Origin of the sequence: Peptoniphilus gorbachii, assembly GCF_016908115.1 — a bacterium.
GTDB classification, from domain to species: Bacteria; Bacillota; Clostridia; order Tissierellales; family Peptoniphilaceae; genus Peptoniphilus_A; species Peptoniphilus_A gorbachii.
On record NZ_JAFBDH010000005.1, the window covers coordinates 24,787 to 39,891 of the forward strand.

The following is a 15,105-nucleotide window of genomic DNA, read 5'->3' on the forward strand; positions in this document are numbered from 1 at the left end:
TACATCTTAACATAAGTATATGTTTAATTTTTTAAAACTTTGTGAAATTTACTTTTCACAAAAGCTAAGTAAAAAAGAGCCAAGCTGGCTCTTAATTAATTTATTTATTTTTGTGAAATCTCATCATATCTTCAAAGATAAACCACATGTCCTTTACCTCATTTTTTTCTGATGAAGAAAAGGGAATTATATTTTCTCTGTGTTCTACTCCAAGTTTTTTTGCAATTACAGAAATATTTTTATCTATTTGAGATTTTTTTATCTTGTCTTTTTTTGTGGCAATAACTATTCCAGAAAAGCCTGAATCTATGATGTAGTCATACATCTGCTTATCTAAATCTGTTGGCTCGTGTCTAATGTCTACTAAGAGAATTGTCTCCAAAAGATTTTCTCTATTTTCAAGATATCTATTAATTATGCCTGCCCACTTTTCTTTTTCTGTTTTTGCGACTTTTGCATAGCCATAACCTGGAAGATCAACAAGGCGAAGTGAATCATTTACTTTATAAAAATTTATGGTCCTAGTTTTTCCTGGTGTGGAAGATGTTCTTGCTAGATTTTTTCTATTTAGCATGGCATTTATAAAGGATGACTTGCCTACATTGGATCTTCCTGCAAAGGCAAATTCTGGAAGATTTGCCAGAGGATATTGTTTTTCCAAAACTGCAACTTTTTCGAGTTCTGCTTTACTTATCTTCATTAAAATCACCTATGGCAATCTCTGCAACTTCTTTGAAAGTGGAAACAGCTTTTATTTCAAGTCTTTCAACTGCTTCTTCTTCAATTTCTTTTAAGTCTCTCTTGTTTTCTTCGGGAATTATTACTGTTTTAACTCCATATCTTTCGGCAGCTAAAAGTTTTTCCTTTAGTCCACCAATTGGAAGAACTTTTCCGCGAAGGGTAATTTCTCCAGTCATAGCTACATCACTTTTCACTGGCTTTTTGGTAAGAGCTGATAAAACTGATGTGGCGATTGTAATTCCTGCTGAAGGTCCGTCCTTTGGCACTGCACCTTCAGGAACGTGAATGTGAATGTCTTTTTCACTTCTAAAGTTTGGATCAATCTTAAAATCTTCTGCATTTGATGCAATGTGAGAAATGGCAGCTATGGCAGACTCTTTCATGACGTCTCCAAGAGAACCTGTAAGAGTTAATTTTCCTTTTCCAGGCATAACCGTTGTCTCTATGACAAGTGTAGTGCCGCCAACTTCTGTCCAGGCAAGTCCATTAACTGAACCCACTTCAGAATTTTTTTCTCTTTCATTTATTAAATAAATTTTTTCGCCAAGGAAGTCTGAAATATTTCTCGTGGATACAGAAACTTTATCTAAATCTTCTTCCACAATTTTTAGGGCAGACTTTCTCACAATTTTTGAAATTTGTTTTTCTAAACCTCTAACACCAGATTCACGAGTGTAGTAATCTATAATGTCCTTTAGGGCCTTTTCAGAAATATTTATATTTTCCTTTTTTAATCCATTTTCAGAAATTTGTTTTGAAACTAAATATTTTTTTGCAATATTTAATTTCTCATTTGGAGTGTAGCCACCAATTTCTATTACTTCCATTCTATCAAGAAGTGGTCTTGGTATAGTGGCAGTTGTATTTGCTGTTGCTATAAAAAATACATTGGATAAGTCAAAGGGAAGTTCCAAATATCTATCTGTAAAGGAATTATTTTGCTCTGGATCAAGTACTTCTAAAAGTGCAGAAGCTGGATCGCCCTTAAAATCATTTCCTATTTTATCTATTTCGTCAAATAAAAATACTGGATCATTTTTTTCTGCTTTTTTCATGAGAGAAATAATTCTACCAGGAAGAGCGCCAATGTAAGTTCTTCTGTGCCCTCTAATTTCTGCTTCATCAGTTACACCACCAAGGCTCATGCGAACAAATTCTTTATTAAGGGAATTTGCAATAGACTTGGCAATAGAAGTCTTTCCAACTCCAGGAGGTCCCACAAGGCAAAGTATAGGTCCCTTATTTTTGTCGCCAGATAAAATTCTAACAGCAATAAATTCTAGGATTCTCTCTTTAACATTTTTAAGACCATAGTGATCCTCATTTAAAACTTTTCTAGCCTGGCTTAATTTTACTTTTTCTTCTCCAGCTTCAAGCCAAGGAAGGTCAATTATCCAGTCAAGATAATTTATAAGCATTGAATAATCTGGAGACTGAGAATTTAAATTGCCAAGTTTTTTTATTTCACTTAGGGCTTTTTCCCTAACTTCATCAGGAAGATTTTTCTCTTCTATTTTTTTCTTGTAGACTTCTGTTATTTCGCCTTCATCTTCTCCATCGCCAAGTTCCTTGTGGATGACGCGAAGTTGTTCCTTTAAATAGTATTCCCTTTGGATGTCGTCCATTTTCTTTTTAACTTGGTCGTTGATATTTTTTTCAATAGATAAAATTTCAATTTCCTTTTTCATTATCTCGTGAAAGGCTACAAGTCTTTCATAAATATCAGTTGTCTCAAGTAATTTTTGGTATTCTTCAAGTTTAAAATTTAAATACCCAACAACTGTATCGATAAACCTTGAAGGATCGTCAGTGTCTGCAATGTTAGATAAAAGTCCTGGGAAGAATTTTTCATCTAAGGATGCATAGGATTCTAAATCGCTTAGGGCAAGACGAAGGGCTGCTTCAATTTCATCGTCTTTTGTGTAGTCAACTTCATCTTCTTCTAGGATTTCTATGTCAGCCTCAATTATTTCATCGCTAATATGAAGCTTTGATATTTTTGCCCTCTCTTCACCTTCAACAAGAACCCTTACAATTCCACCTGGGAGTTTTAAAATTTGTTTTATAGTTGCCACAGTCCCAACATCAAAGAGGTCTTCTCTCTTTGGATCTTCAACTTCTAATTCTCTTTGTGCCACTAAAAATATTTTTGAGTCCTGCATTTCTGATCTTTCAATTGCGTTTACAGAGATTTTTCTGCCACAATCAAAGTGCATAACCATGTGGGGAAAGATTACTAAATCTCGAAGAGGGATAAGTGGTAATTTTAAATTTTCCATTTTTCACCTTCTAAAAAAGCCGTGGCGACCACGGCTAAATTCATTTATTTTTTAATTAATTCAGCAGACTCTGTACCTTCTACTGATTCTTTCGTTATTTTAACTGCTTTAATGTCGTCTCTTGAAGGAATTTCGTACATCACATTCATAATTGTGTTTTCGATAACTCCTCTTAATCCTCTAGCTCCTGCCTTCTTTTCTATTGCCTTTCTGGCAATATATTTTAAGGCTTCGTCTTCAAAAATTAAATCGACATCATCAAATTTTAATAGCTCCTTATATTGTTTTACAAGGGCATTCTTTGGCTTAGTCAAAATTTCTACTAGAGCATCTTCGTCTAATTCTTCAAGAGTAATTGTAACAGGAAGTCTTCCTATAAGTTCTGGAATAAGTCCAAACTTTAATAAGTCTTCTGTCTCAACTTTTTTAAGAATATTTTCTCTATTGGATTTTTTATCTACAAGTTCAGATCCAAATCCCATAGATGACTTAGCCGTTCTATTTTCAATAATTTTGTCTATTCCGTCAAAGGCACCACCAACAATGAATAAAATATTTGTGGTGTCAACTTGAATAAATTCTTGAGAAGGATGCTTTCTGCCACCTTGTGGCGGAACATTGGCAACAGTGCCTTCAATAATTTTTAAAAGTGCCTGTTGGACACCTTCTCCACTTACATCTCTTGTGATAGACACATTTTCAGATTTTCTGGCAATTTTATCTATTTCGTCAATGTAAATAATTCCCTTTTCTGCCCTTTCAATGTCGTAATCAGCATTTTGAATTAATTTCAAAATAATATTTTCAACATCTTCGCCAACATAACCAGCCTCAGTTAAAGTTGTGGCATCGGCAATGGCAAAGGGAACATTTAAGAGTCTGGCAAGAGTTTGTGCAAGTAAAGTTTTACCTGAACCAGTTGGTCCAATCATTAAAATGTTGGACTTTTGAAGTTCTATATCTGGATTAACTTTCTTGGAAGATGATATTCTCTTGTAGTGATTATAAACTGCAACGGCAAGAGCACGCTTGGCATCCTCTTGTTTTACAACATATTGGTCTAAAATTTCTTTTATTTCAGCTGGCTTTTTAAGCTCAAAATCTTTATCCATCTCTACAGGAAGTTCAGCTTCTAAAATTGTGTGACATCTTTCGATACACTCATCACAAATATTTACATTAGGTCCGGCGATTAATCTATTCACTTGGTTTTGCGTTTTGCCACAGAATGAACATCTTAAAATTTCATCTGTATTTGACATATCTCACCTCAAACCCTTTTTTCTATAACTTTATCGATTAAACCATATTTTTTTGCTTCTTCAGAAGATAGCCAATAATCTCTATCTGTATCTCTTTCGATTTTTTCAAGATCTTGACCAGTTCTTTCAGCTAAAATTTCATTTAATTTTTTTCTGATTTTTAAAATCTTTTCTGCATTTATTTGAATATCACTTGCTTGACCTTGTGCACCACCAGAAGGTTGGTGAATCATAATGTCAGAGTTAGGAAGGGCAAATCTCTTTCCCTTAGCTCCAGATGCAAGCAAAAATGCTCCCATAGATGCAGCCATTCCTATACAAATTGTAGAAACATCTGGCTTAATATAATTCATAGTGTCATAAATTGCAAAGCCTGCAGAAACAGATCCACCAGGTGAATTTATATAAAGTTGAATGTCCTTATTTGGGTCCTCAGATTCTAAAAACAAAAGTTGGGCAACAATTAAATCTGCCATAGTATCATTTACTTCGCCACTAGCAAAAATAATTCTGTCCTTTAAAAGTCTTGAATAAATGTCATAGGATCTTTCGCCCCTATTAGTTTGTTCTACTACCATTGGCACTAATGCCATTTAATCACATCCTCTGATTATTTATCTTCTTTTTCTTCTTTATCTTTTTTTACTTCTTCTTTAATTTCTTCTTCAGTAGTTTCCTTTGGTTCAACAAATTTTGCCTTTTCAACAAGAGTGTCAATTGCTTTTCTCTTTTGAAGGTCGTCTCTTACAACTTCCTTGTTTTCGTTAAGCATGTATTCTCTCATTTTTTCCATGTGATCTTTGTCGTCTTTAAAGTATTCTTCAACAACTTTATTAACTTCTTCTTCGATTTCATCATCACTAATTTCAATAGCTAAATCTTTTACAAGTGCTTCTAGGGCAAGATCATTTTTAACAGTTCTTTCTGCTTCAGGTCTCATAGTTTTTTTGAAATCATCAAGACTTTGACCAATCATTTTAATGTAGTCTTCAAAGCTAATTCCTTGAGCTCTTAGGCTTTGGTCATAATTTCTAATCATATCATCGATTTGGGCATTAATCATTCCTTCTGGAATATCTGCTTCTACCATTTCGCCGATTTTATCAATAGCTCTTCTTTGTTTTTCCATTTCAGAAGTTGTCTTGAATTCTTCTTCTTTTTTCTTTCTGATGTCAGCTTTAAATTCATCAAGAGTGTCAAATTCAGAAATATCTTTTACAAATTCGTCATCAAGTTCTGGAAGTTCTTCGTAAGAAATGCTATTTAATTTAATTTCAAATTTTGCATCTTTTCCTGCAAGATCTTTTTGGTGATAGTCTTCTGGGAATTTAACAGTTATGTCAAATTCTTCACCAATTTCATGGCCAATTAATTGTTCTTCAAAGCCTGGGATAAATGTGTTGGAACCAATTTTAAGGTCTTGGCTTTCAGCTTCTCCACCTTCAAAATATTTTCCGTCAACAGAACCCTTGAAGTCGATATTTACAGTGTCGCCATCTTTTACAGCTCTATCATCAACATTTATAATTCTTGCATTCATTGCTCTTTGGTTTTCAACTTCAGAATCAATAAGTTCATCAGTTACTTCAAGAGTTGGATCTTCAATTTCAATTCCTTCGTAGTCTTTAAGTTCAACTTCTGGTTTAACATCAACAGAAACTTTAATAGTTAAGTCTTCATTATCTTTTACGCTGTCTTCGTCAATGTCAATATTTGGTTGGTCAACTACTTTAAGATCTAATTCTTTAATAGCTTCTTCATATTCAGCAGGAAGAAGTTCGTTAATAGCATCTTCAAAGAATACATCTTTTCCGTACATATTTTCGATCATCTTTCTAGGAACATGACCCTTTCTAAATCCAGGTAGTTGGAATTGTTTTTTGTTTTTCTTGTAAACTTCTGTCTCAGCATTATTTATATCTTCTCTTTTTAAAACAATGTCAAAAAAGACAGTGTTATTTTCTTTCTTTTTAATTTCCATTTTAATTGCCTCCTCGCTCTATGGCGTTTTTTTACATCTCTACATTATAACATAAGTTATTTTAAAAATATATTAAATACCTCTATCCTTTAGGATTTTAGAGAGAATTTCTATTTCTTCGTCATTAAGAGTAACACCCTTTGACATTTTTTCGTGATTTTGGTCCCATTCTCTTAAATCATACTTAGCAGGTCTGTCATTAAAAGAAACCTTGTTAAGTTCCTTAGTCCAGCCCTTGGCACTTTCAGATAAAACTCCCAAGTGCTCTGTAATTTCAAATTTAAAGTCGCTCATATTACCTAACCTTTTCTACTTTCTTTAAAACATTTTTTATTGCATCTTCAGAAGAAATTTCAGAATTTTCCATTTCTTTTCTAGTTGAATATTCAACTAAGCCTTCAGAAGATTTTTTGCCACAAGTTATTCTTAGTGGAATACCAATTAAGTCTCTGTCCTTAAACTTAACTCCAGCTCTTTCTTTTCTGTCATCAAGTAAAACTTCAATGCCCTTATTTTTTAATTCCTCGTAAATTTTTTCTCCAAGCTTAACTTGGTCTTCATCCTTAACATTTACTATTGTAACAATTGCTTCATATGGTGCCACAGCCATTGGCCAGATGATTCCATTATCGTCATGATTTTGTTCTATTATAGCTGTTACAGATCTAGTAACACCTACACCATAGGAACCCATGTAAAAATAATTTGCCTTGCCATTTTCATCAAGATATGTTGCGTTTAAAGCTTCTGAATATTTTGTACCCAATTTAAAAATATTTCCAACTTCAATGCCTCTGGCAAATTTATATTCTTCATCTGTTCCAGGAACTTTGTCGCCTTCAGCAACAAGAAGTAAATCATCTACAACTTCGCCCTCAAAATCTCTTCCATAATTTGCATTGATGTAGTGGTATTCTTCTTCATTTGCTCCAACAACAAGATTATCCATTTCAGTTACTCTTTTGTCAAAAATCATTCTAACATCAAGTCCAATAGGACCAGTGTAGCCTTTTTTAGATTTTATAGCTTCAATATCAGATTCTTCCATCATTCTTATGTCATGTTCTGCAACTCCAGTATAAGTTACAAGTTTTGCCATATTTAATTCTCTGTCGCCAGGAATAAATACAAGAACAGGTTCATCGCCAAGCATTAAATCAATTGCCTTAGCACATTTTTTTTGGTCAACTTTTAAAAATTTAGAAACTTCTTCGATAGTGCTTGCACCTGGTGTGTGTACTTTTTCTAATTCTTTTTTTTCTTCAGCTTCTGGAAGAATATATTCAACAGGAGCCTTTTCTTCAGTTGCTCCAAATTTTCCAGATTCAGCATAAACTATTACGCCTTCGCCTGTTTCAGAAAGAGCAATAAATTCATGTGAGCCAGTACCACCCATAGCACCATTGTCGCCTTCTACGATTTTATAATCAAGCTCTAATCTGTCAAAAATTTTTTCATAGGCCCTATACATATTCATGTAAGCTTCATGAAGTGTTTCTGGTGAAGTATCAAAAGTATAAGCATCCTTCATAGAAAATTCTCTTGCTCTATTTATTCCAAATCTTGGTCTTTTTTCGTCTCTATATTTTGTTTGAATTTGATATAAATTTAGAGGAAGATCCTTATAGGATTTAACTTCATCTCTAATAAGAGTGGTAAAATATTCTTCCGCAGTTGGTCCAAGGCAGAACTCTCTGTCATTTCTGTCCTTTAACTTAAACATTTCAGGACCAAACTTTTCCCATCTACCAGACTCTTTCCAGATTTCAGCAGGTTGAATAGCTGACATCAAAATTTCCATTGATCCAGCCTCATCCATTTCTTCACGAACTATATTTTCAATTTTTCGAATAGATCTATAGCCAAGTGGCAAGTAGGTATAAATACCACTAGCAGATTTTCTAATCATACCAGCCCTTAGGAGAAATTTGTGAGATGCAATCTCTGCATCTTGTGGATCCTCCCTAAGAGTAGGCATATAAAGTTTTGATAATCTCATATTACCTCCATAATAAAAGTATTATAATAAATAAAATAAATTTCCACAAGTTTTATGAAAAATCTCGTGGCACGCTATTTTTATTATACTATAAAGACGCCAATACTTCACAATTTTGCAAAAAATTTTTAGATTTTTAAATCTTAAATAAATTCTTTTGCAAAAGTCACAAAAATTTTTTCCATTTTAAGGTATAATAGATAAATGTTTCATAAAATTAAATAGGAGGACTTATAATGAAGAAAAAAGATTTAAGTGGAATTTTATTTTCAGCTTTAATTGCAATTTGTGCCTACTTTTTAGGTAAAAAATTGCCTGTAATAGGCGGACCAGTTTTTGGCATACTCTTTGGAATGATTTTAAATAATTTTAATAGACCAGAGTCCTTTGAATCTGGAATAAAATTCACATCAAAAAAAGTTTTGCAACTTGCAGTAGTTCTTTTAGGTTTTGGACTTAATCTTGGAGAAATTATAGTTGTTGGAAAATCATCACTACTTATTATTCTATCAACAATTTCAACTGCCCTAATAATTTCCTTTGTAGCTGCAAAAATTTTAAAAATTGATTCTGATGTAGCCACATTAGTTGGCGTTGGCTCATCAATTTGTGGTGGCTCTGCAATTGCAGCAACAGCACCAGTTATTAATGCAAAGGATGAAGATATTGCAACATCAATTTCTGTAATATTTTTATTTAATATTATAGCTGCCCTAATTTTTCCTACTCTTGGTGTAAAACTTGGCATGACTCACACAGGTTTTGGTATGTGGGCAGGTACAGCAATTAATGACACATCTTCAGTTGTTGCAGCATCTGGCACTTGGTCAACAATGTTTAATGACGACACTGCCCTAAATTATGCAACAATTGTAAAATTAACGAGAACTCTTGCTATAATTCCAATAACTCTTGTACTTGGAATAATAAAATCAAAGGAAAACACAGAAAAAGTTAGTCCTTTAAAGGCTTTTCCAACATTTATTTTATTTTTCCTACTTGCATCAATTATAACAACAGTTTTACCTCTTCCAGAAACTTTCTTGTCTACAATGAAATTTTTGTCAAAATTTTTCATCATTATGGCAATGACAGCAATTGGACTTAACACTTATATAAAGAAATTAATTTCAGAAGGTGGCAAGGCAATAGTTGAGGGTGCCCTTTGTTGGATAGGAATAATTTTAGTAAGTTTATTAATGCAACACTTACTTGGAATTTGGTAAGATAAAATTTAATCAACTTTAATCATAACCACCCGTAAAACGGGTGGTTTGATCACGGGCTATAAGCCCGAGTGATACCAACCAGCGTCTCAAGGCGCTGGTTTTCACTTTGTTCAAACCTTATTGTTTTTGCCTCTTTAGCCAGCCCTGAAAGGGCTTTATTCATCTTCTTTTGAATGGATCTTCGTATTCTTTTACACTCAATTTATCCATTGCTATGTCGTGTTGCTCTTGCTCTCTTATATACTTTGCTATTGTTTGTTCATTCAATCCTACTGTACTTACATAATATCCCTCTGCCCAAAAATGTCTATTTCCAAATTTGTATTTTAGGTTTGCATGCTTGTCAAACATCATTAGTGCACTTTTTCCTTTCAAGTATCCCATGAAACTTGACACTGATATTTTTGGAGGAATACTAACTAACATATGCACATGATCTGGCATTAAATGTCCTTCTATTATTTCTACTCCTTTGTATTTACATAACATCCTAAATATTTCTCCCAAACTATCTCGGTATTGATTAAATACTATTTTTCGTCTATACTTTGGTGTAAAGACAATATGATATTTACACATCCATTTTGTGTGTGATAATGAATTTGCCTTTTGAGCCATATTAATCACCTCTTATTATTTTAGGTCTGAACAACTCTATTATAATACTGAAGTGATTTTTTGGTATAACCTATTGTTGCCTACCCGCATAGCGGGTAGTTTTTTGTTTCGCACGCGTTGCGTGCTCAACTGACTAAAGTCACAATATAAAAATCTCTTGCAAGAAAATTTGTAAGAGATTTTTTATTTCTAAAGATATTTTTTATCTTTACTTTGGATTTTAAAAATTAAAACAAAAAAATAAAAGCCCTCTCGAGCTTTTTATTTTTAAATTATTTATAAAACCATGGACAAAAATTCCTTTGCCCTTTTTGTTTTTGGATTTCTGAAAAATTCCTTTGAATCTTCATCTTCTGCAATTACTCCCTTGTCCATAAAGAGAACTCTATTTGATACATCTCTTGCAAAGCCCATTTCGTGAGTTACAACAAGCATTGTAAGTCCTTCTTCTGCCAAGTCACGCATAACATTTAAAACTTCATTTACCATTTCTGGGTCAAGAGCTGATGTTGGCTCATCAAAAAGTAAAACTTCTGGATTCATGGAAAGAGATCTTGCAATGGCAACTCTTTGCTTTTGTCCACCAGATAGGGATGTTGGTTTTGCGTCCTTAAAGGGATACATGCCAACTTTTTTTAAAAATTCTTCTGCAACTTTTACAGCTTCATCACGAGATTTTTTTAAAACTTTGACTTGTCCTATGACGCAATTTTCAAGAACGCTCATGTTGTTAAAGAGGTTAAAAGATTGAAACACCATGCCAACTTTTGTCCTATAATTATTTATTGACACTTCATCTAAAATATTTTCTCCATGATATTTTATTTTTCCACCATCAGGTTCTTCCAAGAGATTTATACATCTAAGAAGGGTGGACTTCCCTGAGCCAGAGGATCCAATTATTGAAACAACTTCTCCCTTTTTGACTTTAAAATTTATATCCTTTAAAACTTCATTTGCGCCAAAACTTTTTTTCAAATTTTCTATTTCAAAGATATTTTCCATGTCACACCTCTTCCTTTACTTCAATAACTTCTGCTGTAGATTGAGAACCATAAATTTTGTAATGTCCATCTCCATCCATTTTCTTTTCCACAAATTTCATTATTTGGCTCACGCTTATAGTTAAGACTAAATAAATTAAGGCTGTTATAAAGAAAACTTCGAAGTATCTTAAATAAGTTCCTGCTGCTGATTTTGAAATAAAGAATAATTCTGAAACAGAAATTACATTTAAAACAGAAGAATCCTTTATGTTTACAATAAATTCATTGCCCACAGATGGGATAATATTTCTAACAGCTTGAGGAAGTACAACTTCTGTCATAGTTTGCCAATGAGTCATTCCTATGGATAAGGCTCCTTCAGTTTGACCCTTGTCAACAGAAATAATTCCACCTCTAATAATTTCAGCCATATAAGCACCAGTATTAACTGATACGATTATTAGAGCTGAAGGCATAGCTGCCATATTTAAATTAAAATATTGTAGAGAGCCATAGTAAAACATCATAGCTTGTACCATCATTGGCGTTCCTCTAATAACTTGAATGTAAACTGTAATTATTGCATTTACAAATTTTAGAAGTCCACTCTTAAAGACTGATGACTTTTTATCTACCTTTGTTGTCCTTACTATTGCTATTAAAAGGCCTATTAAAAAACCAATTAAGGTGCCTATTACGGCAATTATAATGGTATTAATAGTTCCCTCTACAAAGAGGGAACCATATTCCTTTATTAAAAATCTAATCCATCCAAAAAAACTATCTGGCATCTTTTTTCTCCTATGCTTTTTCTACTTTATTCGCTAAGTGGTTGGTTAGCTACAGCTTCTTCCATTATACTTTGTCTTTCATCTTCAGAAATTTTTGAAAGAGCATCATTTACCTTGTCAAGAAGTTCCTTATTTCCCTCTTTAACTCCTACAGAAATAGAAGTGTCTTCTTCAGATGCTTCAAATCCCTTGCCTTTTTCAAATTCTACAAAAGTTAAATCCTTGTTTGCAGAAGTTGCAGAAAGTGCGCCAGGTCTTTCAGAAACATATCCATCAATTTTTCCACTTCTAAGAGCAACTACCATTGCTGGGAAAGTTTCAAGAGCTGTAGAATTATTTACACCTTCAATTTGATCAATTACATCGTAGTGGAAAGTGTTAAGTTGACCAGTAATATTTGCTCCCTTAAAATCTGCAAGAGATTTTGCATTTGCATAAGGAGAATCCTTTTTAACTACAATTACAAGGTCTGATGTGTAATAAGTGTTTGAGAAGTCAATTGTTTCTTTTCTTTCAGCAGTTGGACTCATGCCTGCAATAATTAAATCAATTTTACCTGAAGTAAGAGCAGGAGTAAGACCATTCCATTCAGTTTTTACAATTTCAAGCTTCTTGTCCATGGACTCAGCAATTTTTTTTGCAATTTCAACGTCATATCCACCAGCGTATCCACCAGCTGCAATTGGATAGCCATGTTCCTCACCAGTTTGTGTCCAGTTAAAAGGTGCATAATCACATTCCATTCCAACTTTTAAAGTGTCAGAATCTGCTGGTGCAGCAGCTGCACCTCCATCACCCTTTGGATTACAAGCTGTTAAAAACATTGTGCTTGCTAAAGCGCCTACAAGTAAAACTTTTGCTACATTCTTTCTTAAATTCATGATATACCTCCGTAAATTCCCGGTGGCTATAAAAAGTAATAAAAAAACAGTCTGGAAAACCAAACTGTTAAAAATGTCTAATAGAATATAAGACAAAGTATTTAACTTTAGATAGCTCCCCACATATTTGTGACAGTCATGCAAATATTGTTTGCATGCCCAGCATATTAACTTACCATTAATACACTTCGGCGAAATTTCCTTTCATCTTTCTTCCTTGCATGGCCTTGCTCTGAAAGATTACTGATAAAGTCCGCTCCTCTATCGTATTTTTCAATACAATGTATTTAATTGTTTCATCAATTATATATAGGAGAATTATAAATGTCAAGGACTTTTTTTATTTTCTTTAAATTTTTTAATTTTTCTCCAAAATTTTTATAAGCTTTTAAAAAACTTTATTCAAAATAAAAAAATAAGGCCCCACTTGGGAGCCTAATATTATTAAATTTATTTCCACATATCAACATCAGAAGAAGAATTTAATCTTTCTCTGTTGTGAGTATTTGCTGCATCAAGAATGTTGTAGTAAGCCCAGAAACCTTCATTTACATCTGAAAATTTATTTAGAGCTGATTTATTAACATTATTAAGTGAAGTTGATGTTGTATTTCTGTTAAATACAGAGTTTAAAATTGTAACAGCTTCTGCTCTTGTAATTTTTGCATTTGGCTTAAATGTTCCATCAGGATAACCATTAACATTTTTATTGCCATAAAGTTTATCTATAGCGTCCTTTGCCCAGTGATCTTTAACATCTTTAAAGTCAGCAGCAGATTTCTTTTGATTGTTAACATATCCAGAAATCATTTGTGCAAATTCTGCTCTTGTAATGCTGTCATTTGGTTTGAATTTTCCATCAGGATATCCAGAAATTAATCCCTTTGCAACAACATAATTAATTGCCTTTGAGAACCAATCGTCACTTGCATCAGAGAATTTTGTTGCAGAGCTTGTTCCAAAGTCACTTCCACCATTTAAAAGTGTAGCAAACATTTGAGCAGCTTCAGCTCTTGTTACATTTGCTTGTGGTTTAAATGTTCCATCAGGATAACCCTTAATATAAGAAATAGCCTTAGCTTCTTCTACAACTTTTTTAGTAACTTTATATTCAAGTTTAGTAAGATTTCCAGCTTCATCTTTTGCTTCAATTTTAATAGTTTCACCAGCAATTAATTCTCTATCTAAGAAAACCGTGAAAACTCCAGAATTATTTACATCAATGCTTCCAAGTTTTCTATTGCTTGCATCAAAAACTGTAATTGTATCTTTAGGATTTGAAGTTCCCTTTACAAGTTTTTGACCTTCAATGGCTTCTGTAATCTTAAATTTTTTATTTTCTACAGTTTTTGAATCAAGATAAAATCTTAAATTATCAAGGTCTCTTTCAGAAATGCTTTCGCTTAAATCAGCTGAAAAATATGAATTTTTGTCAGTTCTAAAGTTTCCAAGTAATTTTCCATCTCTATAAACTCTAACATTTTCAAAAGGATGATTTTTAATATAACCTGTTAAAATTCTTCCCATTAATCTTAAATCACTGGCATCAATTTTAGAACCTTTAATGTCTTTGTAATTGTCATTTTTAACTTCTACACTTCTTGAAGTATGTCCTTCATCTTCAGCGTAAATAGTTGCACTTTCGCCTTCTTTAATTTCAAATCTTACTGAAAAAGTTCCATCGCTGTTCGCTTTTGTTAAATATCTATTATTATTTCTGTAGTATCTATAACTAGTGCTTTCTAAATAGATTTTTGCATTAGCTGATGTTTCACCTGTAATATAAGTTCCATCATATTTTACATTTCTTAATGTTATATTGTCATATCTATTATTATATCTGTCATTGACTTTGAAATTAAGTTCAATTGTCTTTTTTGAGCCGTCTTTAAATTCAACTGTAACATATTCTAAGTGACGTCCTGTTTTGTCATACTCAAAACTTTCGTTGCCAATTATTTTTGCACCATCAGGTAGGGAAATATTTTTAGTGTAAAATCTTTCTCCTCTGTTAAGGCTGTAATTGAAATCTGTTAGATTGCTTTTTTCTGCATCTGTCTTATTTTCTTCTTTCTTTTCTTCTTTCTTTTCTTCTGTCACTGCAGGTCTTTCTGTTTTATTTGATTCTGTAGCATCACTTCCTGCGAAAGCAGATACTGGCATTGATGCCGCTAATACTCCTGCTAGTGCAAGTGTTAAATATTTCTTACTATATGGTTTCATAATATTCCTCCTAATTAAAATATAAAATATTTTTTAAGTCTATTTCATACTACTTTACTGAGTTTATATCTTTTTTGTGATAAAAAAGTGATAAAAGGCTTAAAACTAGCCTATT

General features: G+C 32.8%; 13 protein-coding genes and 1 riboswitch. Of the genes, 1 reads left to right on the forward strand and 12 read right to left on the reverse strand.

The genetic code is table 11. The features are described from left to right. Nucleotides 1–100: 100 nt before the first annotated feature. The 7 genes from yihA to JOD41_RS05670 all read right to left on the reverse strand — a co-directional run bounded on the left by yihA (nucleotide 101) and on the right by JOD41_RS05670 (nucleotide 8,262). Complete coding sequence (yihA, locus tag JOD41_RS05640; RefSeq protein ID WP_205051951.1) at nucleotides 101–700, reverse strand: ribosome biogenesis GTP-binding protein YihA/YsxC; 600 nt, start codon at nucleotides 698–700, stop codon at nucleotides 101–103. After that, nucleotides 687–3,020 carry an endopeptidase La gene (gene lon / locus JOD41_RS05645; RefSeq protein WP_205051952.1) on the reverse strand — a complete coding sequence of 778 codons (2,334 nt, stop codon included), beginning with the start codon at nucleotides 3,018–3,020 and terminating at the stop codon, nucleotides 687–689. Before lon ends, yihA begins: the two co-directional genes overlap by 14 nt. Before the next feature lie 44 nt (nucleotides 3,021–3,064). Next, nucleotides 3,065–4,282, reverse strand: coding sequence for an ATP-dependent Clp protease ATP-binding subunit ClpX (clpX, locus tag JOD41_RS05650; protein WP_205051953.1), 1,218 nt, complete (start codon nucleotides 4,280–4,282; stop codon nucleotides 3,065–3,067). Between the two features lie 8 nt (nucleotides 4,283–4,290). After that, on the reverse strand, nucleotides 4,291–4,875 hold the full coding sequence (gene clpP, locus JOD41_RS05655; RefSeq protein WP_019108032.1) for an ATP-dependent Clp endopeptidase proteolytic subunit ClpP: 585 nt from the start codon (nucleotides 4,873–4,875) through the stop codon (nucleotides 4,291–4,293). Between the two features lie 17 nt (nucleotides 4,876–4,892). Next, nucleotides 4,893–6,263, reverse strand: coding sequence for a trigger factor (gene tig, locus JOD41_RS05660; RefSeq protein ID WP_205051954.1), 1,371 nt, complete (start codon nucleotides 6,261–6,263; stop codon nucleotides 4,893–4,895). Between the two features lie 72 nt (nucleotides 6,264–6,335). Further along, entirely contained in the window at nucleotides 6,336–6,557 is a 222-nt protein-coding gene (locus JOD41_RS05665) for a YdbC family protein (RefSeq protein ID WP_156701865.1), read from the reverse strand. A 1-nt stretch (nucleotide 6,558) separates the two neighbouring features. Continuing rightward, nucleotides 6,559–8,262, reverse strand: a complete 1,704-nt coding sequence (locus JOD41_RS05670; RefSeq protein ID WP_205051955.1) for a proline--tRNA ligase — start codon at nucleotides 8,260–8,262, stop codon at nucleotides 6,559–6,561. Between the two features lie 236 nt (nucleotides 8,263–8,498). On the opposite strand from JOD41_RS05670, the gene JOD41_RS05675 reads away from it, so the two are divergent. Continuing rightward, complete coding sequence (locus tag JOD41_RS05675; RefSeq protein WP_205051956.1) at nucleotides 8,499–9,488, forward strand: YeiH family protein; 990 nt, start codon at nucleotides 8,499–8,501, stop codon at nucleotides 9,486–9,488. A 162-nt stretch (nucleotides 9,489–9,650) separates the two neighbouring features. Here JOD41_RS05675 and tnpA read toward each other — a convergent pair whose 3' ends face one another. The 5 genes from tnpA to JOD41_RS05700 all read right to left on the reverse strand — a co-directional run bounded on the left by tnpA (nucleotide 9,651) and on the right by JOD41_RS05700 (nucleotide 14,990). Further along, complete coding sequence (gene tnpA / locus JOD41_RS05680; RefSeq protein ID WP_205051181.1) at nucleotides 9,651–10,109, reverse strand: IS200/IS605 family transposase; 459 nt, start codon at nucleotides 10,107–10,109, stop codon at nucleotides 9,651–9,653. Between the two features lie 276 nt (nucleotides 10,110–10,385). Next, nucleotides 10,386–11,114: an amino acid ABC transporter ATP-binding protein gene (locus JOD41_RS05685; RefSeq protein ID WP_239541063.1), complete on the reverse strand. Its 729-nt coding sequence runs from the start codon at nucleotides 11,112–11,114 to the stop codon at nucleotides 10,386–10,388. Nucleotide 11,115: 1 nt separating this feature from the next. Beyond that, nucleotides 11,116–11,886: an amino acid ABC transporter permease gene (locus tag JOD41_RS05690; protein WP_205051957.1), complete on the reverse strand. Its 771-nt coding sequence runs from the start codon at nucleotides 11,884–11,886 to the stop codon at nucleotides 11,116–11,118. 26 nt (nucleotides 11,887–11,912) lie between these two features. Next, complete coding sequence (locus tag JOD41_RS05695; RefSeq protein ID WP_205051958.1) at nucleotides 11,913–12,767, reverse strand: transporter substrate-binding domain-containing protein; 855 nt, start codon at nucleotides 12,765–12,767, stop codon at nucleotides 11,913–11,915. Between the two features lie 104 nt (nucleotides 12,768–12,871). After that, a riboswitch (Lysine riboswitch) is annotated at nucleotides 12,872–13,039 on the reverse strand. 178 nt (nucleotides 13,040–13,217) lie between these two features. Next, entirely contained in the window at nucleotides 13,218–14,990 is a 1,773-nt protein-coding gene (locus JOD41_RS05700) for an S-layer homology domain-containing protein (RefSeq protein WP_205051959.1), read from the reverse strand. Nucleotides 14,991–15,105 lie beyond the last annotated feature (115 nt).